The sequence below is a fragment of the Laedolimicola sp. genome (assembly GCF_051972735.1).
GTDB lineage: Bacteria > Bacillota > Clostridia > Lachnospirales > Lachnospiraceae > Laedolimicola > Laedolimicola intestinihominis.
In genome coordinates this window covers 12,838-30,206 of the sequence record NZ_JBOKYU010000028.1, presented here as the reverse complement: position 1 = coordinate 30,206, position 17,369 = coordinate 12,838, and the positions used below count along the sequence as shown (strand labels likewise).

Here is a 17,369-nt window from a genome sequence, read left to right as displayed (position 1 = left end):
GTCCCTCGCGACAGCTTCTATACTTTATCACGGGTGCAAGAGAATGTCAACACCTTTTTTTAAAATTTTTAAAACTTTTTCTATTTTTTCTACAGTATCTACTTTTTCTACAATTATGTAAACTTGCAACTGCTTTTATTCCTCTTCTTCCGGGAAAAGCAGTTCCTCTACATAGACATCCTGGAAATTCCGCTCCAGGGCCAGTTCTACAAAACGAGTCTCTTCGGAAAGTCTGCTGCTTCTCTTGAACTCCTCCTGATTCAGCACTGCCATTTTTGCGCCCTCGCCTGCCGCGTTTCCGATCGATAGGATTCGATTCTCCAGCTCCGGCGGCAGCAGACCAATGGCACATGCGCTGGCCGGATTCATATAATTGCCAAAAGCTCCGGCTATCAGGAGGGTATCTATCTCATCCACCTCTATGCCGCGATGACTGCATAACAGCCGGATACCTGCGCAGATAGCCGCCTTCGCCAGCTGCAGCTCCCGGATATCACGCTGATTCAAATACACCTGCTCCGTAAAAGATACCGTCTGCTCTTCCATGCGCCCGGTTTCGTCCAGCTTTCCAAGACGGAGGAGACAGGCCGTCGCATCCAGAAGACCGGATCCGCAGATCCCCTTCGGCTCCCCTTCCCCAATTACATGCCAGGAAAACTTTCCATTCTCAAGCCATACCTTATCAATCGCTCCTTCGGTTCCACGCATACCACAGGTGATCCTGGCACCCTCAAAGGCCGGTCCCGCTGCCGTTGAGCAGGCCATAAGTCCCTGCCTGTCTCCCAGAACAATTTCCCCATTGGTTCCGATATCCACCAACAGAGTCGGCTTTTCTTTCTCATAAATACGGGACGCCAAAATGCCGCCGACTGTATCCGCGCCTACAAAGCCCCCGATATTGGACAGCCAGAGTATCTCCCCCTGCGGGTGGATCCGCACATCAAATTTCGCCGCCGGAAGCTTAAGCGCTCCCTTCACCACCGGATCATAAGGAGCTTTTACCAACGTGTCAATCGGAAGCCCGAGAAACAGATGGTGGATACAACTGTTGCCCACAAGCGCTACCCGGACAATATCCTCCGCAGTTCTTCCTGCTGTCTCCGCCGCCTGGGCAAGCAAATCACTGACCGCCCGGCGGATACAGCGATACAGCTGCTCCGGCCCGTGCTTCAACACATAATTTCCCCGCTCCACCACGTCAGCCCCATACTGGCGCTGAGGATTCAGCATACTTCTGACTGCCAGTTCTCTTCCGGTCCGGGCGTCCATAAGATACACCACCACAGAGGTAGAGCCCACATCTGCCGCCGCCAGAAGCGGATCTTTTACGTCTCCCGGAAGCGTTCCCGGATTCACTATTGTCTTTTTTCTGTCTTCTGTATGTCCCTCGGTCAGAATCTGTGTGTCCTGTTCCCTTTCCCATAAGGTATCGATCTCCATACCGTCCGCAGCCTTCGTCTGGCAGGCAAGCATAGGCTCACCATTTACCCGTACACGGCATTTTCCGCAGCTTCCCTTTCCTCCGCAGGGCGCGTCCGGAGATATTCCCGCTTCCACAGCCGCCTCAAGAAGGGTCTGTCCTTTCCTCGCCTTCCATCGAAGCCCTTCGTTTCTGAAATATAATTCACACATCTTCTGTTCTCCCTGTTCTTTTTCTCCCGGTTTATTCAATAGCTAAACCGGGTGCTGAATTTCGTTTCTCCCACTTCCACCGGGAGCTCCTGATATTCGATACCCTCAATCCGGATATAGGGCTGATTTTTCAGTGTGAGGATCAGCTGGGAAATCAAGGACTCCCGCCCCTGAACCTCCATCTCCACCCGTCCGTCGCTCAGGTTCCGTACCCAGCCGGTGAGCCCCAGGTTTCTGGCATAGTACGCCGCCTGATACCGGAAGCCCACGCCCTGGACACGGCCGGAAAAATAGATATGCTTTCTTACCATAATAAAATCCTTTCCCCTAGGCCTGTGCCCTGGCGTCCAGCTCAAACCAGAATTCCACGCCATTGTCATAATTGCGGACACCGCATTCCCGGTGCAGGGAATCCATAATCGCCTTGACAATGGACAGACCAATGCCACTTCCGCCATATTCCCGGGTTCTGGCCTTATCCACCTTGAAGAATTTGATCCATACCTTGTCCAGATCCTCCTCCGGAATTGGCTGACCTGTATTAAAGACAGAAACTCTTACCAGCGAATCCTCCCTTTGAATCTTGACCTCAATGACCTTATCAAATTCACAATGGTGGATTGCGTTGCTGATGTAATTGGTCACGACCTCTTCGATCTTAAATTCATCGGCCCATACGTAGACCGGCTCCTCTTCTTTGAAAATCAGATGGATTTCCTTCTGCTCCATAAGAATTTTCGAAGAATTTAAAACATTTCGGATAAGTGATACAATATTAAACCGTTCCATGGTAACCACATCGTTGCCACATTCCAGTTGATTTAAGGACAGCAGATTTTTCACCATGGTGTTCATCTTCCGGGCCTCATCCATGATGACCTCGCAGTAAAAGTCCCGGCTTTCAGCATCATCATTGATACACTCTTTCAGACCCTCCGCGTAGCCCTGAATCAGGGCGATGGGCGTCTTCAGTTCATGGGATACGTTGGACAGGAATTCCTTTCGCATCTCATCGATCTGGGTCTTCTGCTCGATATCCCGCTGCAATTCGTTGTTGGCAGTCTTCAGCTCTGAAATGGTCTTCTCCAGATTCTCGGACATTTCATTCATATGCGCTCCCAGCACGCCAATCTCGTTGTCGCTCCCGGAAGTAAACTTTGCGTTGAAATCCAGCTCCGTCATTCTGCGGGAAATATCCGTCAGCTCCAGAATCGGTTCGGAAATCCGCCTGGACAGCCACCAAATCAGGACTGAGCCAAAAACCATGGCCGTCAGCGCCACATAGATAAAAAACTGATTGGAGATCGCCGCGCTGTCCCGGATACTCTCGATGGCCGTCTGCATGATAAAGGGCTCGCCGGAATCCAGGGTGCCTACGATTTCCAGATAATCCGCCTGGGAAAAATGATCCCGGCTCTCCCGAATCGTGTAATTGTCCGCAGTATCCAACACTATGGAATTCTGAGTGTCCGCCTCAAAAATATAACTGTACAGCTTTTTCTGCAGAATCTGATAATCCCGGTTTGTGGCAAGCTTTGGCTCGCCGCTGTTATCCATAACGAAGATGGAGATATTGTCCGTGTTGCAGATAAGCTCCATGCCTGCCTTGAAATCGTCGTCATTGGTAAGCCCGTTGCTGACGCCCTTATTCAGGGCTTCGTAAGCACTGATGATGGCTTTCTGTTTTTCAGACATATAATAATCCTTCAGAAAAAAAGCATTGATCAGGCCAACACACAGAAATGCCGCCGCCAATACACCGATGAAGATAGCGGCCATCTGCCGCTTGATGGAATGCTTTCCCGGATGCTTGACAGAATGTTCCATACTCAGCCCACCTCGAATTTATAGCCCATGCCCCAGATGGTCTTGATCATGTCGCCCTTGTCGCCCAGCTTGCTTCGAAGCTTCTTCACATGGGTGTCGATGGTCCGGGCGTCGCCGAAATAGTCGTAGTTCCACACATTGTTCAGAATCTTCTCCCTGGAAAGGGCGATTCCCTGATTTTCCATAAAATAAGTCAGCAGCTCAAATTCCTTAAAGCTCAAATCCAGTTGCCTGCCGTCCACGGTCACGATATGCGCCGCCTTATCCAGGGAAATGCCTCCTGCATCCAGCACCTCGTCCACGCCTCTGGCGCTGGTACGCCGGAGAATCGCTTCCACCCGGGCTACCAGAATTTTGGGGCTGAAGGGCTTGGATATATACTCGTCCACGCCCAGGTCGAAGCCCTGCAGCTCATCCCGCTCGTCAGATTTGGCTGTCAGCATGATAATCGGCACCTTGGAATACGCACGAATCTCCCGGCAGGTCTGCCAGCCGTCCATCTTCGGCATCATCACGTCCAGAATCACCAGGGCGATTCCCTCCGTGCCGAAAAAAATGTCCAGGGCCTCCGCGCCGTCCCCGGCCTCCAGTACCTCAAAGTTCTGTTTTACCAGAAAATCCCGGACCAGCTTCCGCATTCTGCTCTCATCGTCCACTACCAGAATTTTTAATTTATCCATCACGAATCCTCCTGCCTCTTATTTATACAGAAATTATTTTTTATTATACTTGATTTCTGTCTATTATAACAGGGAAATATGATCGTTTTGTGAAAAATACAGAGAAAAGGAGGCGGAATGTTCGCTTCCGCCTCCTTTTGTTTCTTCTATTATATGATAAGTCTATTCCATCACAACGTCGGCAAAGGTCCCGCCTGCCGCCCGCATCAGATCTTCCGGATTCACTTCGATCTGGGAGCCGCGCCGTCCGCCGCTGACCATAATTCGTGGAAACTGCTTCGCGCTCTCGTCCAGCACCGCCGGAAACTGCTTCTTCATACCAATGCAGGTGCAGCCGCCCCGGACGTAGCCGGTCAGATCCGTCAGTTCCTTTAAGGGAAGCATTTCAACTGATTTTTCATGAACGGCTCTCGCCGCCTTTTTCAGATCCAACTCCGCCTCAATGGGGATTACAAACACATAATGTTCTTTACTCTTCGCCACCGTCACCAGAGTCTTGTATACAATCTCATGGGGCTGACCCAGCATATCCGCCACGCTGACGCCGTCATGGAATTCCTCACCGTCGTAGGTATGTACCGTGTAGGGAATCTTCTTCTGCTCCAGAAGACGCATGGCGTTGGTCTTGATTTCTTTTTCTTTTTTTGCCATCTTCGCTCTCCTTTTCAACCATCTGTCACTCTGTCTTGACCAGTCGTTATGCCGCATTTCTGTCCGTTACGATATCTTCGGCTTATCGATAAACATCAGGCCGAAGCTGATGAGCAGCAGCACACAGGACACCCAGATGGCCCGGATTCCGATAGCCGTATGCATGGACATGACGCCGCCAAGTCCCGCGCCCAGGGCAAACAGAAAGATGATACCGAAATAATATAGCATCTGCTCCGCCTGCTGGGGCTTATGCTCCCGCACATAGCCGGACAGCGCCGCAATACCGCTTCTTAAGTTGCCGATACACATGGTGCTGGCGTAGGAATAACCGTTGACCTTGCGGAAGGACTGTACCTGCATGGCGCAGGAAAAAGAAACCAGGGCGGTCGCCATCATATCCAGACGGGTGGGAATAAACCCGACTACAAACAAAATAACAATTTCCAGCAGAAGAATACTCTGCCGCCAGTGAAGCTTCCTTGCGTACCGGTACCGACCCTGAATCTGCTCTGCCACCCAGACGCCCACCGCAAAAGACAGAATCGGGAACAGGTAGCGAAGACCCGCCATCCACTCGCCGCACATGAAATGCTGACTCATCAGCACCACGTTGCCGGTCTGGGCATTGGAGAAGACCTCTTCTCTTGTAAAATAGGTATAAGCGTCCTGAAAGCCTCCGGACAGCGCCAGAAAGGCGCTGTTCACGAAGGCTTCGGACATCTGTTTCTCTTGTTCTGTTTCATGAATCAGAGACATAGGAAAATCATCCTTTCGTAAATCTAGTTCTTTTTACTGGCCAGATAGGCTGCTTTTCCCTCATCATACAGATTATTTCCCTCGCTGTCAATAATGACTACGAGCGGCATGTCTTCCACATAGAGCTTCCGAAGTGCTTCCGCGCCCAGATCCTCATATGCGATCAACTCACATTTTTTGATACACTTCGCCAGAAGCGCTCCCGCTCCTCCGATCGCCCCAAAGTAAACACCATGATACTTCTTCATGGCTTCCACCACCTCCGGAAGTCTGGCGCCCTTGCCAATCATACCTCTGGCGCCCACGCTCATCATGGTCGGCGCGTAAGCGTCCATACGTCCGCTGGTAGTCGGTCCCGCGCTTCCGATGACCTGACCCGGCTTCGCCGGAGTCGGTCCCACATAGTAAATGGTGGCGTCTGCGGGATCGAAGGGAAGCTTTTCTCCTCTTGCGAGAGCCTCGCACATCCGCTTATGGCCCGCGTCTCTTGAGGTATAGATGGTTCCGGTCAGATACACGCTGTCGCCCGCGTGTAAGGTTTTTGCAAGTTCCTCCGTCAAAGGCAGCTGAATATGTCTTTCCATATTAAATCACCTCCGTCTTGTGGCGTGTTACATGACAGTTGATATTGACTGCACAGGGCATGCCTGCAATATGGGTCGGCATAGTCTCAATGTTCAGAGCCAAAGCGGTGGTCTTTCCGCCAAAGCCCTGGGGTCCGATACCGAGCTCATTGATTTTCTCCAGCATCTCTTTTTCCAAATCTGCATAATAGGGATCCGGATTCGGCTCCTCGGTATTGCGCATCAGTGCTTTTTTCGCCAGCAGCGCGCATTTATCAAAGGTACCTCCGATACCTACGCCTACTACCATGGGCGGACATGGATTCGGTCCTGCTGCCTCTACGGTTTCCAGGATAAAGCTTTTGATGCCCTCAATTCCCGCAGAGGGCTTAAACATGCGGATGGCACTCATATTTTCGCTTCCGAAGCCCTTGGGGCCTACGGTTACTTTGATCTGCTCACCCGGTACAATCTCCGTATACAACATGGCCGGGGTATTGTCGCCGGTATTACCGCGGCGTACCGGATCCTTTACAACGGATTTTCGAAGGTATCCCTTGTCATAGCCGCGGCGTACGCCTTCATCTACGGCTTCACGCAGATCGCCGCCTGTGATATGTACGTCCTGACCAATCTCCAGGAATACACAGGCCATACCCGTATCCTGACAGATGGGTACATGCTCCTCTCCCGCAATTTCAAAGTTCTCGATAATTTTGTCTAAAACCCCCTGGGCTGTCTCCCAGTCTTCACATGCTCTGCAGCGGCGGATGGCTCCTTTAATGTCCTCCGGCAGCTGCTCATTGGCTTCAATACACAGGCGCTCTACGACGTCTGTGATCTCAGCGGTCTTAATCTCGCGCATGATACTTCACCTCCATAGCTGTAATATAGCACATTGCCATGTATAAAACAATTCGATACATTTTATAATTCTATAGTTCTGGCCTATGAGTTTATAATAACAAACTGATAAACTGGCTGGCCAGCACCACCGCCACCAGCGCAATGGGATAGGTCGCCGCGTAAGCGCTGGCCACATCGTCGGTCTCGGTCACACGAATCAGGGTTCCCAGGGCCGGCGTACTGGTCATACCGCCGCAGATAGATCCCAGACAGTTAAACAGCGACAGATGCAGCACCTTTACCGCAAAGACGTATCCCAGCAGCATGGGAACAAGAGTCATCAGAGCTCCGTACAAGAACAGCAACGCCCCGTGCTCCTTCAGAATTTCGATGAAGCCCGCGCCCGCCTGGGTTCCGGCTCCCAGCAGGAACAGCGCCAGGCCGAATTCCCTTAGGCACTCCAGGACATGCTTCTCCACCTGTACGCTCAATTTTCCGAAATGGCCGAAGTGACCGAGAATCAGTCCCGCAATCAGCGGACCGCCTGAGGTTCCCAGGGAAAAGACCGCACCTCCCGGAAGGGGGATTTCAATCTTCGCCAGAATGATGCCCAGAGCAATTGCCAGGGAAAACGGGAAGAAGCCCATACTGTCCGCATAGAACAAATCTTCCTTCTTGGTTTTGTGGAACTCCGCCACCTCCACGCCTGCAGCAGCCTCGAACTTCGCCCGCTCTGCCGCCATATCCGTATGCAGAAGCTTGGGAACCAGCTGGACGAAAAGCACTACGCCCACAACACCGAAGGGATACGCGATGCCATAGCCTACAGAGGCCGCGTCAGAGCCGGTCGCCTCCAGGGCTGCCGCCAGTCCCGGCGTACTGGTAAGTGCTCCGGTCATCATACCTACGCTGATATCCACCGGAATTCCAAAAATTTTAATTACAGCCACACAGGTCAGCGCGCCTGCGCCGATAACCAGAATACCCAGTAAAATATAGGACGTGGCGTTATTTTTAAAATTCCGGAAAAATTTCGGTCCGGCAATAAAGCCTACCGAGGTTACAAAACAAATCAATCCCAGCTCCCGCACCAGGGAGGGAATCTCTACTCCAAAGTGGCCGAAGACCAGGGCCACCAGCAAAATGCCGGCGGTCCCCAGCTCAAGGCCGCAGATTTTAATACTTCCTACCAGATAACCAATAACGGCAATCAGAAACACCATCATCAGCGTATTCGATAGTACGGACTCCTGAAACCATGTAATAATCCCCATAGCACAACCCCCAATTGCTGTCATATTCCGTCTGCTTCTCTTACTTCGGCATACCGAAGGTATAGTTGGGCAGCAACATCGGAGAAACCTCATCCGTATGCAGTCCTGCCTTTTCCAGTTCCTCCGCATAGCTCTTAAGATGATCAAGATTCATCGTTCCCAGCTCTACCTCTTTGCACTTGCGGGCTGCAGCCTTACCTGCATTGCGGCCAAATACAATGATATCCAGAAGGGAATTGCCCATCAGACGGTTTCTTCCGTGGATACCGCCTACCGCCTCGCCTGCTACCAGCAGATTCGGGATTGCCTTGGTAAAGCCCTCGCCGCCGATCTCCAGACCGCCGTTCTGATAATGAAGGGTCGGGTAAATCAGAATCGGCTGCTTTCTCATATCGATACCGTAGTTCAGGAACATACGAAGCATAGCCGGAATTCTCTTTTCAATGGTGCCCTCTCCGTGAATCATCTCAATCATCGGGGTGTCCAGCCAGATACCATAACCGGTCGGCGTGGGAACACCCTTGCCTCTGGCCGTACACTCCCGGATAATGGAGGCTGCGGACACGTCGCGGGTCTCCAGCGGATGCATAAAGGCCTCGCCATCCACATTGATCAGCATTGCGCCTACGGAACGAACCTTCTCTGTAACCAGCGCGCCGAAGATCTGCGCCGGGTAAGCCGCTCCGGTGGGGTGATACTGAATTGTATCCTGGTACAGAAGCGGCGCTCCCGCCCGATAGCCCATCACCAGTCCGTCTGCAGTTGCTCCGTAATGATTGGAGGTGGGGAAGTGCTGATAATGCAGTCTTCCTGCTCCGCCGGTAGCAATGATAACGGTCTTGGCTCTCGCCACCTTATACTCTCCGGTTTCCATATTCTGGAGGACGGCGCCTGCCACCTGTCCTTTGTCATCCTTAATCAGCTCTACAGCCGCGGTAAAATCTACCACCGGAATCTGACGGTTCCATACCTCGTCGCGGAGCACACGCATGATCTCCGCTCCGGAATAGTCCTTGCAGGCGTGCATTCTCTTTCTGGAGGTTCCGCCGCCGTGTGTGGTAATCATCCGGCCGTCCTTGTCCTTATCAAACATAACGCCCAGGTCATTGAGCCACTGGATTGCGTCCGGTGCTTCCATAACCAGGCGGCGCAGAAGCTCGGGTCTTGCCACAAAATGTCCGCCGCCGAAGGCGTCCAGATAATGCTGCTGAGGAGAATCATTTTCCTTATCCGCAGCCTGGATACCGCCCTCTGCCATCATGGTGTTGGCGTCGCCGATACGAAGCTTGGTCACCATCATAACGTTGGCACCTGCCTCATGCGCCTCGATAGCTGCGGAAGAACCGGCTCCGCCGCCGCCGATGATCAGAACATCCACATCATAATCTACTTTATCCAGATCAATCGGTACATTTAAAATACGGCTGTTGGAATGGAGCAGGGTACCAAGCTCATAGGGAGCCTTTTCGCCCTTATTGGGGCCGACCTGAATCTCCTGGAATCCATCCTCCCGGTAATCCGGATGGAACTCTTTCAGGAGCGCGTCCTTTTCCTCTGCTGTCATTCGTCTCGGCTCTACACCGATACGCTGTGCTCTTGTGGCCTCTACTTTTTTAATAGATTCCAGCATTTCCGCTGTATACATAGTCCGCTCCCCTCCTATTTCTCAATCTCTCGGTTGTTGTACAGTTCCTTCATTTCCTCGATGGGCTTCTGCATAATCTGCTCGATCAGGTCGTCGAAAGCGCCGTGGTGAATGTCCTCCACTCTCTTCTCCAGATGCTCCGCCTTCGGGGCAATGTATTTTCCGGTCAGTCTTCTGGCCAGCACGCCTACCATGGGGTGGGAAATGCCTGCCGGGCAGCGGGAGGTACAGATACCGCAGCCGATACAGTCGAAAGATTCCTCCGCGCACTTCTCGAAATCACCGCGCTGGGCGTAAGCGATATACTGCATGACATTTAAGGACTGGGGACAGCCCTTGGTGCAGGCATTGCAGCCGATGCAGCTGTAGATCTCCGGGTAGAGATCCATCATCACACGCTGCTTTGCACTGATCTCATCCATATCGTAGTTTCGCTTGTCTGCCGGGAAGAAGGGCAGGGTCGCGATGTACATGCCCTCCTGTACCTGTGTCTGACAGGCCAGGCAGGTCTTCAGCTCGTTATTGCCTTTGATTCTGTAAATGGTTGCGCAGGCTCCGCAGAAGCCGTGGCGGCAGCCGCAGCCGCGCACCAGCTTATAGCCTGCGTATTCCATAGCCGTCATGATGGTAAGCTCAGCGGGTACGGAATACTTTTTTCCATAGAAATATACGTTTACCATTTCCTGCATGTTTTTTATACCGTTCCTTTCTTAGTACTCAGGTGGAAGTTCATCAATTTCGTCGCAGCGGAATACGGGGCCGTCTTTGCAGACGTATTTGGCGCCGATGTTGCAGCGGCCGCATTTGCCGATACCGCATTTCATACGAAGCTCCAGGGTGGTGTACACCTGTGTCTTATTGAAGCCCAGCTCCATCAGGCCAGCCAGTACGAATTTGATCATGATGGGCGGTCCGCAGACCAGTACGGTCTTATTGGTGTCGAAGCCGATTTCTTTCAGATAGGAAGGAACGAAGCCCACATGGCCGTCCCAGCCCTCCTGCTCCCGGTCGATGGTCAGATATACATTGACGCCCGGCGTCTTCATCCAGACCTCCTGAATCTCCTTAAGCTGCACCAGATCGTCCGCGGAACGGGAACCGTAGAGAATATCTACCGTACCGTAATTGTCCCGGTTATCCAGCACGTAGTTGATGACAGAGCGAAGGGGCGCAAGACCGATTCCTCCGGCGATAAACAGAAGATTCTGCTTCTTCAGCGCTGTCTCCACCGGAAAGGCATTTCCGTAGGGACCGCGCACGGTAATCTCGTCTCCCACATTCATTCCATGCAGGTAATCTGTCAGGGAGCCGCAGCGCTTAATGCTGAACTCCTGATATTCTTTGTTGGTGGGGGAAGATGTGATAGAGAACATCGCCTCGCCCACACCGGGAACCGATACCATGGCACACTGACCCGGCATATGCTCAAAAAGCTTCTTGCCGTCTCTTCCCACTACCCGGAAGGTTTTAACGTCCGGAGTTTCCGTGCGGATATCCGTCACCACGCCAATCATAGGAATCAGCGCGTCTACTCTGATATCATTTGCATGTCCGCCGCAGGTACATTCACTCATTTCCCTCACCTCCCAGTTTCTTGATCACTTTCACAATATTTAAAGATGACGGGCACTTGCTGACGCAGCGGCCGCAGCCTACGCAGGAATACATGCCGTCATTGTTGGCCGGATAATAAACCAGCTTATGCATAAATCTCTGACGGAATCGCTGAAGCTGACTGGTACGCATATTGCCGTGGGCCATCATGGTAAAATCGGAATACATGCAGGAATCCCAGCACCGGTAATGCTGAATTCCGGCCTTACCTCCGTCAAAATCGCGGATGTCGTAGCACTGGCAGGTGGGACACACGAAGGTGCAGGTTCCGCAGGCCAGACAGGGCTTATACAGCTCCTCCCACAGCGGGGAATCAAAAAGCTCCATGGTATTTTCCGGTTTGAACCGGGACAAATCCAGATGGGACAGAGGAAGCTTCTCGATGATGGCGCGAATCGCCGCCTGCTCCTCTGCCACCGCTTTTTCTCCTGCTGCGTCTGCTTCCATAAAGGAGTCTGCCAGGGCTTCTTTCACGAATGCAGTCAGGGTCTCACCTTTTTCTGTAAGAGATTTCCAATACAAAGTGTCGCCCACAAACCAGGTCTCCACGTCCGCGCCCGGCTCCGCCGCATCCACATCAAAGTTTTTGCAGAAGCAGGTTTCATCCGGCTCTTTGCAGGCCAGGGATACAATGGTGCCATGCTCTCTTCTGGCCGCGTAATAGGTATCCACCGGATCCGTCAGGAATACCTGGTCCAGAACCTTCACAGCCCTCACATCGCAGGCACGCATACCGAATACCACAAAGGGCTGATTCTGAAGCTCTGCCGGGTCGATACTGACCTTTCCGCCCTCATAGCGGCTCTTGTAGAGCACCTCGCTCTGGGGGAAGAAGCAGTCCTTACCGGACTTCACGGTCTTCAGCGTATCGATATCCGCCACGGCCTCTTCGGTCCACAGTCCGTAATTGGTCTGTCCGGCTTTCTGTACCGGGAGAAATAAGTCTTCCTTTGCACTGATGGCTCTGTAAAGCTCGTTCAGCTTACTCTTCGCTATCTGATACATGCTTAATGTCCCCCTCTCGTCTGTACAATGCCAGGCTCCACGTCATCAAAGGTGAAGTCCGTCAGCGGGCCTCTGGAATCCGTATCGGCTCCCGCCTGATACTCGCCGTAGAAGGTGTCAATGTCCTTGATAAACTTGCGGTTTAAAAGGTGAAGCGGAATGCCCTGGGGACAGACTCTGCTGCACTCGCCGCAGTCGGTACACCGTCCTGCCACATGGAAGGCACGGATAATATGGAACATCTGCTCCTCAAAGGTATCGGCATTCGCCTTCTGATTGCTGTCATACTGGCTGCTGTCGAAGACACATTTGCGGCAGCTGCAGGCCGGACACACATTGCGGCAGGCGTTGCAGCGGATACATTTGGAAAGCTGCTCCTGCCAGAAATGAAAACGCTCCTCCGGACTCATGGCCTCCAGCTTCTCCACTTCCTCGAAGCGGTTGCCCACCGGACCTGCCTCCTCGTCCTCTGCCGTGCCAATCAGCTCGTCATATACCATGTGCTTCTTACCCTTACATACCTTGCAGCGCTCCAGAAGGGCGTCGGCAAAGGGCAGCTCCTTCTCGCCATAGATGGTCTCAAATTTCAGGGTATCGCCGTCGATGGTCACGCTCTTGATGCCCTTGATACCCGCGTCGCGGATTTTCTCCGACTTTAAGGTACCCTTGCAGCCCACGCCGATGATGTAAGCCTTTTCCCGGTCAACCCGGTGCTCCTTGATCAGCTGATTGAAGCTGTAGGTGTCGCAGGGCTTTAAGAATACCAGCGTCCTGCCCTCCAGCTTGGAGGCCTCAATCATATATTTGCTTAAGTTTGCGCCGCAGAACGCGTCGTAAACAAAATTCTGTAAATCTTCTTCCTTGTAGAAATAAGCCGGCTCCGGATCGTATCCCATATCGCCCTTTCTCCAGCCCAGAACCTGCGCTACGGTTCCGTCTGCCAGAAGCTCTTTCGCTCTCTCGATTAACCCTTGCATCGCAGATCCTCCAATCTTACATTTTCTCCCAGTTCATGAATTTTCGCTACAAATTCATTCATGGTGGTGGAGAACTTCACGCCCTCAGCCGCAGACACCCACTCTACGCGGGTACGTCCATTTTCCACGCCCAGGTAATCCAGCATGGAGAAAAGCAGCGTCATACGTCTTCTTGCGTAATAGTTTCCTGTGGTGTAATGACAGTCTCCCGGGTGGCAGCCGCAGAGAATCACGCCGTCCGCTCCCCTCTGGAAGGCTCTCAGGATAAACATGGGGTTCACACGGCAGGAACAGGGCACGCGGATAATCTTTACATCCGCCGGGTAAGCAAGTCGGCTGCTTCCCGCCAGGTCTGCGCCTGCGTAGGAGCACCAGTTGCAGCAGAACGCTACAATCTTCGGTCTAAATTCTGTATTTTCTACCTGCATATCGCATCTACCTCCGCAAGAATTTGTCTGTTTGAGAAGCCCTGCAGATCCATAGCTCCGGACGGGCAGGCAACGGTACATGCTCCGCAGCCCTGACAGAGGGCGCTGTTCACAACGGCTACCCGTCTCGTCTCGCGGATACCATGATCATTTACCAGCTGATCCTCGTAGGAAATCGCTCCGTAAGGACATACCTTTTCACAGGTGGAGCAGCCATTACAGAAGATCGGATCTGCCTTGGCCGTACAGGGGTTGGTAACCAGATGATCCTTCGCCAGAAGTCCTATCACCTTTACAGCAGCGGCTCCGGCCTGGGCTACGGTCTCCGGAATATCCTTGGGTCCCTGGCAGACGCCGGACAGGAAAATTCCCGCTGTGGGGGACTCCACCGGACGCAGCTTGGCATGGGACTCGGTCAGGAAATTGTTTGTATCAATGCTGGCTGTCAGCATGGTGGCAATCTTTCTTACATCCGGATTCGGCTCAATGGCGGTAGCCAGGACAACCATATCTGCTTCCATACGAATCTGTCTGTTGTCCAGCAGGTCAGAGGCCTGTACCAGCAGCTTATCGCCCTGGGGCGCTACCTTTCCTACCTGACCCTTGATGTAATGGACTCCATACTCCTCCACTGCCCGACGATAGAACTCGTCGAAGTTCTTGCCGGGAGTACGTACATCGATATAGAAGACGGTCACATCTACGTCCGGATATTTATCGCGAATCAGCATGGCATGCTTCGCTGTATACATACAGCAAATCTTGGAGCAATAGCTCTTTCCTCTCTTGTCCGCGCAGCGGGATCCCACGCACTGGACAAATACGATGGACTTGGGAGCCTTGTGATCGGACATCCGCTCCAGGTGGCCCTTGGTGGGGCCTGCCGCGTTCATGATACGCTCCAGCTCCAGGGACGTGATGACATCCGGGCTCTGGTTATACGCATATTCATCGTACTGATCCAGCTTAATGGTATCAAAGCCGGTCGCCACGACGATAGCGCCGTAATCCACGGTAATGATCTCGTCCTTCTGCTCATAATCAATCGCGCCCGCCTGACATACCTTGGCGCAGACGCCGCATTTTCCGGTCTTGAATTTCATACAGTTTTCACGGTCAATCACCGGAACATTGGGAATCGCCTGGGCGAAGGGCGTATAGATCGCGCTTCGTGTATTCAGTCCCCGGTTGAATTCATTGGGAGCCTTCTTGGAAGGACACTTCTCCTGGCAGACGCCGCAGCCGGTACACTTGCTCATATCCACGCTTCTGGCTTTTTTCCGGATATCCACATGGAAATCGCCTACGAAGCCGCTGACCTTCTCTACCTCGCTATATGTATAAATGGTAATCTTCTCATGGGCCGCAGCCTCCACCATTTTCGGAGTCAGGATACAGGCGGAGCAGTCCAGAGTCGGGAAGGTCTTGTCAAGCTGGGACATTCTTCCTCCGATACTGGGAGTCTTCTCTACGATATCTACCTCGTAGCCTGCCTCCGCGATATCCAGCGCGGTCTGGATACCCGCGATACCGCCGCCAATCACCAGGGCGCGCTTTACGACCTGGCTGGTGCCCGGCGTCAGAGGCGCGTTCAGCATAACCTTCGCGATAGCTGCCCGGGCCAGGATAATGGCCTTCTCGGTCGCTTCCTCCATATTTTTATGAATCCAGGAGCAATGCTCGCGGATATTGGCAATCTCTACCATGTAGGGATTGATACCGGCCCGCTTTGCCGCCTGGCGAAATGTATTCTCATGCATTCTGGGGGAACAGGAACAGACAACGATACCTGTCAGGTGTTTCTGCTCGATGGCCTCCCGGATTTTCAGCTGTCCTGCTTCAGAACACATATACTGGTAATCTTCCGCGTGAACGACGCCCGGCTCCTTCGCCGCTGCCGCTACCACCCGTCCGATATCTACCGTCGCAGCTATGTTCGTACCGCAATGACAGACAAATACTCCTATTCTCTGCACGTTTTTTCACCTCCTGATTATTTGCTGTATTTGCGGAACGCGCTGGCCAGCAGCTGCTGGGGCAGTTCCTCGTCCAGTAATTCGGGTATCTCGTTGGGGCTTAAGTAATTGCCGCCCCGCTGTCTTACTACCATCTGCCGTACCGCCTCAATGAGCTTCGCAGGCTTCACATCTCTGGGACAACGCTCTACGCAGGCAAAGCAGGAAAGACATTTCCAGATGGTGGTGGAATTTAAAAGGGGCTCTATGTCGCCATTCTCCACATAAGAAACAAACTGATGGGGACGGATATCCATCTCCTCATAAGCGGGACAGGTCGCGGAGCATTTTCCGCATTTCATACATTTCCGGGTGTTGACGCCGCTCATCTCCCGAAGTCTATCGGCCTTCGCCATATCAGCCTTCTGCATCTTCTGCTCCTCCTTCCGCTTTTTTCTCAGGAATCAGGCCGAGAGCCTCTGCCAGAAGCTCCGTTAGATAGGTAACCGGAAGCTTTTTCGCGCTTCCGCTGGTTCTCAAATTATAGAGGCACAGAGGACAGGCGGTAATCAGTTCTTCCGCTCCGTGATCTGCCGCGGATTCCATGACCCGGTCTACCATCGTACCGGCCAGGGGCTTATCCTTCAGGGACACATAACCGCCGCAGCACTCGTTCCGGTAGGGATACACCACCGGCTCAGCGCCCAGGGCCCGGATAAAGTCTTCAATAATGGTCGGATTCTCCGGATCGTCAAAGGCCATGATATCACTGGGGCGAAGCAGCATACAGCCGTAATACGCACCGATTTTCCGTCCGGTCAGCGGATGGGTAACCTTCTCACGAATGGTATCGAAACCGACGCGATCGCGCAGAACCTCCAGATAGTGAAGAACTTTTGTCTCTCCTTCATAGGGTTTTTCAAGCTTCAGATAATTGTTGGCACGGGTGCGGATGTCCTCCACATTCTGCATATCATCGTTGACGCGCTTGATCACATGATGACAGGCGGAGCAGAGGGTTACCAGATCCTGTCCCTTTTCCTTTGCGTCATTCAGGGCGCGGACTGCGGACAGCTTCGTGGCAATCTCATCGGACGCCAGCGGATAGACGGCTCCGCAGCACTGCCAGGCTTCGATTTCCTCCAGGGTAAATCCCAGGGCTTCTGCCGACATTCTGGCGTATCGGTCCAGGTCCTGCGCTTTGTTCTTTAACGTGCAGCCCGGATAGTAGCTGTACACCATTTGACTACCTCCTTTTTGTTTCTTATTTGTTGCAAAGTTGTCTGTTTGACATTTTTCTATCAATCTACATTATTATACTACGTTGTTAAAGGTTTAACAACCCCTAAATGATATTTTTTTGTTAGTTTGTTGGAGTTTTTTGGATGTTATGTTATATTTTTGTGTTAAATCAACATGAGTTTTTGTTAATTCCGACTTATATGGTCGGAATTTTGCTTTGTTAATTGTGTGTCAATAGAGTAATTTTACGTTATGTACCGTGGGGGAGACG

Annotated in this window: 18 protein-coding genes; all 18 read right to left on the bottom strand. The window is 52.4% G+C overall.

Annotated features, from left to right (window positions below):
- Positions 1-135: 135 nt before the first annotated feature.
- Positions 136-1,632 carry an ASKHA domain-containing protein gene (locus tag ACTRC3_RS07935; RefSeq protein ID WP_440322694.1) on the bottom strand — a complete coding sequence of 499 codons (1,497 nt, stop codon included), beginning with the start codon at positions 1,630-1,632 and terminating at the stop codon, positions 136-138.
- A 35-nt stretch (positions 1,633-1,667) separates the two neighbouring features.
- Positions 1,668-1,943 (bottom strand): acylphosphatase, encoded by a 276-nt coding sequence (locus tag ACTRC3_RS07930; protein ID WP_440322693.1) that lies wholly within the window; start codon positions 1,941-1,943, stop codon positions 1,668-1,670.
- Between the two features lie 16 nt (positions 1,944-1,959).
- Complete coding sequence (locus tag ACTRC3_RS07925) at positions 1,960-3,459, bottom strand: ATP-binding protein (protein ID WP_440322692.1); 1,500 nt, start codon at positions 3,457-3,459, stop codon at positions 1,960-1,962.
- Between the two features lie 2 nt (positions 3,460-3,461).
- Positions 3,462-4,139, bottom strand: a complete 678-nt coding sequence (locus ACTRC3_RS07920) for a response regulator transcription factor (protein ID WP_440322691.1) — start codon at positions 4,137-4,139, stop codon at positions 3,462-3,464.
- Positions 4,140-4,301: 162 nt separating this feature from the next.
- Positions 4,302-4,790: a Cys-tRNA(Pro) deacylase gene (ybaK, locus tag ACTRC3_RS07915; protein WP_349165035.1), complete on the bottom strand. Its 489-nt coding sequence runs from the start codon at positions 4,788-4,790 to the stop codon at positions 4,302-4,304.
- Positions 4,791-4,856: 66 nt separating this feature from the next.
- Positions 4,857-5,549 carry a YoaK family protein gene (locus ACTRC3_RS07910; protein WP_440322690.1) on the bottom strand — a complete coding sequence of 231 codons (693 nt, stop codon included), beginning with the start codon at positions 5,547-5,549 and terminating at the stop codon, positions 4,857-4,859.
- A 23-nt stretch (positions 5,550-5,572) separates the two neighbouring features.
- Complete coding sequence (locus ACTRC3_RS07905; protein WP_440322689.1) at positions 5,573-6,133, bottom strand: Fe-S-containing hydro-lyase; 561 nt, start codon at positions 6,131-6,133, stop codon at positions 5,573-5,575.
- Between the two features lies 1 nt (position 6,134).
- The gene (locus ACTRC3_RS07900) at positions 6,135-6,977 is read right to left on the bottom strand and encodes a fumarate hydratase (RefSeq protein ID WP_440322688.1); all 843 of its coding nucleotides are present in this window, start codon (positions 6,975-6,977) and stop codon (positions 6,135-6,137) included.
- A gap of 91 nt (positions 6,978-7,068) precedes the next feature.
- Positions 7,069-8,232, bottom strand: a complete 1,164-nt coding sequence (locus ACTRC3_RS07895; RefSeq protein ID WP_349165033.1) for a permease — start codon at positions 8,230-8,232, stop codon at positions 7,069-7,071.
- Between the two features lie 40 nt (positions 8,233-8,272).
- Positions 8,273-9,877, bottom strand: a complete 1,605-nt coding sequence (locus ACTRC3_RS07890) for an FAD-dependent oxidoreductase (protein ID WP_440322687.1) — start codon at positions 9,875-9,877, stop codon at positions 8,273-8,275.
- A 14-nt stretch (positions 9,878-9,891) separates the two neighbouring features.
- Positions 9,892-10,566 carry a 4Fe-4S dicluster domain-containing protein gene (locus tag ACTRC3_RS07885; protein WP_178039819.1) on the bottom strand — a complete coding sequence of 225 codons (675 nt, stop codon included), beginning with the start codon at positions 10,564-10,566 and terminating at the stop codon, positions 9,892-9,894.
- 21 nt (positions 10,567-10,587) lie between these two features.
- Positions 10,588-11,451 carry an FAD/NAD(P)-binding protein gene (locus tag ACTRC3_RS07880; protein WP_158364894.1) on the bottom strand — a complete coding sequence of 288 codons (864 nt, stop codon included), beginning with the start codon at positions 11,449-11,451 and terminating at the stop codon, positions 10,588-10,590.
- Positions 11,444-12,496, bottom strand: coding sequence for a 4Fe-4S dicluster domain-containing protein (locus ACTRC3_RS07875; protein WP_440322686.1), 1,053 nt, complete (start codon positions 12,494-12,496; stop codon positions 11,444-11,446). The genes ACTRC3_RS07880 and ACTRC3_RS07875 overlap by 8 nt, the downstream gene beginning before the upstream one ends.
- Positions 12,497-12,498: 2 nt before the next feature.
- On the bottom strand, positions 12,499-13,473 hold the full coding sequence (locus ACTRC3_RS07870) for a 4Fe-4S dicluster domain-containing protein (protein ID WP_440322685.1): 975 nt from the start codon (positions 13,471-13,473) through the stop codon (positions 12,499-12,501).
- Positions 13,461-13,901, bottom strand: a complete 441-nt coding sequence (locus tag ACTRC3_RS07865; RefSeq protein WP_186872041.1) for a hydrogenase iron-sulfur subunit — start codon at positions 13,899-13,901, stop codon at positions 13,461-13,463. Before ACTRC3_RS07865 ends, ACTRC3_RS07870 begins: the two co-directional genes overlap by 13 nt.
- Positions 13,892-15,877 carry a 4Fe-4S binding protein gene (locus tag ACTRC3_RS07860; RefSeq protein ID WP_440322684.1) on the bottom strand — a complete coding sequence of 662 codons (1,986 nt, stop codon included), beginning with the start codon at positions 15,875-15,877 and terminating at the stop codon, positions 13,892-13,894. The genes ACTRC3_RS07865 and ACTRC3_RS07860 overlap by 10 nt, the downstream gene beginning before the upstream one ends.
- A gap of 17 nt (positions 15,878-15,894) precedes the next feature.
- Entirely contained in the window at positions 15,895-16,287 is a 393-nt protein-coding gene (locus tag ACTRC3_RS07855; RefSeq protein WP_158364904.1) for a 4Fe-4S dicluster domain-containing protein, read from the bottom strand.
- Complete coding sequence (locus ACTRC3_RS07850) at positions 16,274-17,098, bottom strand: CoB--CoM heterodisulfide reductase iron-sulfur subunit B family protein (RefSeq protein WP_440322683.1); 825 nt, start codon at positions 17,096-17,098, stop codon at positions 16,274-16,276. The genes ACTRC3_RS07855 and ACTRC3_RS07850 overlap by 14 nt, the downstream gene beginning before the upstream one ends.
- Positions 17,099-17,369 lie beyond the last annotated feature (271 nt).

Coding starts and splice junctions, on each gene's coding strand:
- ACTRC3_RS07935 (WP_440322694.1), bottom strand. CDS start 1,632: ATGTGTGAATTATATTTCAGAAACGAAGGGCTTCGATGGAAGGCGAGG.
- ACTRC3_RS07930 (WP_440322693.1), bottom strand. CDS start 1,943: ATGGTAAGAAAGCATATCTATTTTTCCGGCCGTGTCCAGGGCGTGGGC.
- ACTRC3_RS07925 (WP_440322692.1), bottom strand. CDS start 3,459: ATGGAACATTCTGTCAAGCATCCGGGAAAGCATTCCATCAAGCGGCAG.
- ACTRC3_RS07920 (WP_440322691.1), bottom strand. CDS start 4,139: ATGGATAAATTAAAAATTCTGGTAGTGGACGATGAGAGCAGAATGCGG.
- ybaK (WP_349165035.1), bottom strand. CDS start 4,790: ATGGCAAAAAAAGAAAAAGAAATCAAGACCAACGCCATGCGTCTTCTG.
- ACTRC3_RS07910 (WP_440322690.1), bottom strand. CDS start 5,549: ATGTCTCTGATTCATGAAACAGAACAAGAGAAACAGATGTCCGAAGCC.
- ACTRC3_RS07905 (WP_440322689.1), bottom strand. CDS start 6,133: ATGGAAAGACATATTCAGCTGCCTTTGACGGAGGAACTTGCAAAAACC.
- ACTRC3_RS07900 (WP_440322688.1), bottom strand. CDS start 6,977: ATGCGCGAGATTAAGACCGCTGAGATCACAGACGTCGTAGAGCGCCTG.
- ACTRC3_RS07895 (WP_349165033.1), bottom strand. CDS start 8,232: ATGGGGATTATTACATGGTTTCAGGAGTCCGTACTATCGAATACGCTG.
- ACTRC3_RS07890 (WP_440322687.1), bottom strand. CDS start 9,877: ATGTATACAGCGGAAATGCTGGAATCTATTAAAAAAGTAGAGGCCACA.
- ACTRC3_RS07885 (WP_178039819.1), bottom strand. CDS start 10,566: ATGCAGGAAATGGTAAACGTATATTTCTATGGAAAAAAGTATTCCGTA.
- ACTRC3_RS07880 (WP_158364894.1), bottom strand. CDS start 11,451: ATGAGTGAATGTACCTGCGGCGGACATGCAAATGATATCAGAGTAGAC.
- ACTRC3_RS07875 (WP_440322686.1), bottom strand. CDS start 12,496: ATGTATCAGATAGCGAAGAGTAAGCTGAACGAGCTTTACAGAGCCATC.
- ACTRC3_RS07870 (WP_440322685.1), bottom strand. CDS start 13,473: ATGCAAGGGTTAATCGAGAGAGCGAAAGAGCTTCTGGCAGACGGAACC.
- ACTRC3_RS07865 (WP_186872041.1), bottom strand. CDS start 13,901: ATGCAGGTAGAAAATACAGAATTTAGACCGAAGATTGTAGCGTTCTGC.
- ACTRC3_RS07855 (WP_158364904.1), bottom strand. CDS start 16,287: ATGCAGAAGGCTGATATGGCGAAGGCCGATAGACTTCGGGAGATGAGC.
- ACTRC3_RS07850 (WP_440322683.1), bottom strand. CDS start 17,098: ATGGTGTACAGCTACTATCCGGGCTGCACGTTAAAGAACAAAGCGCAG.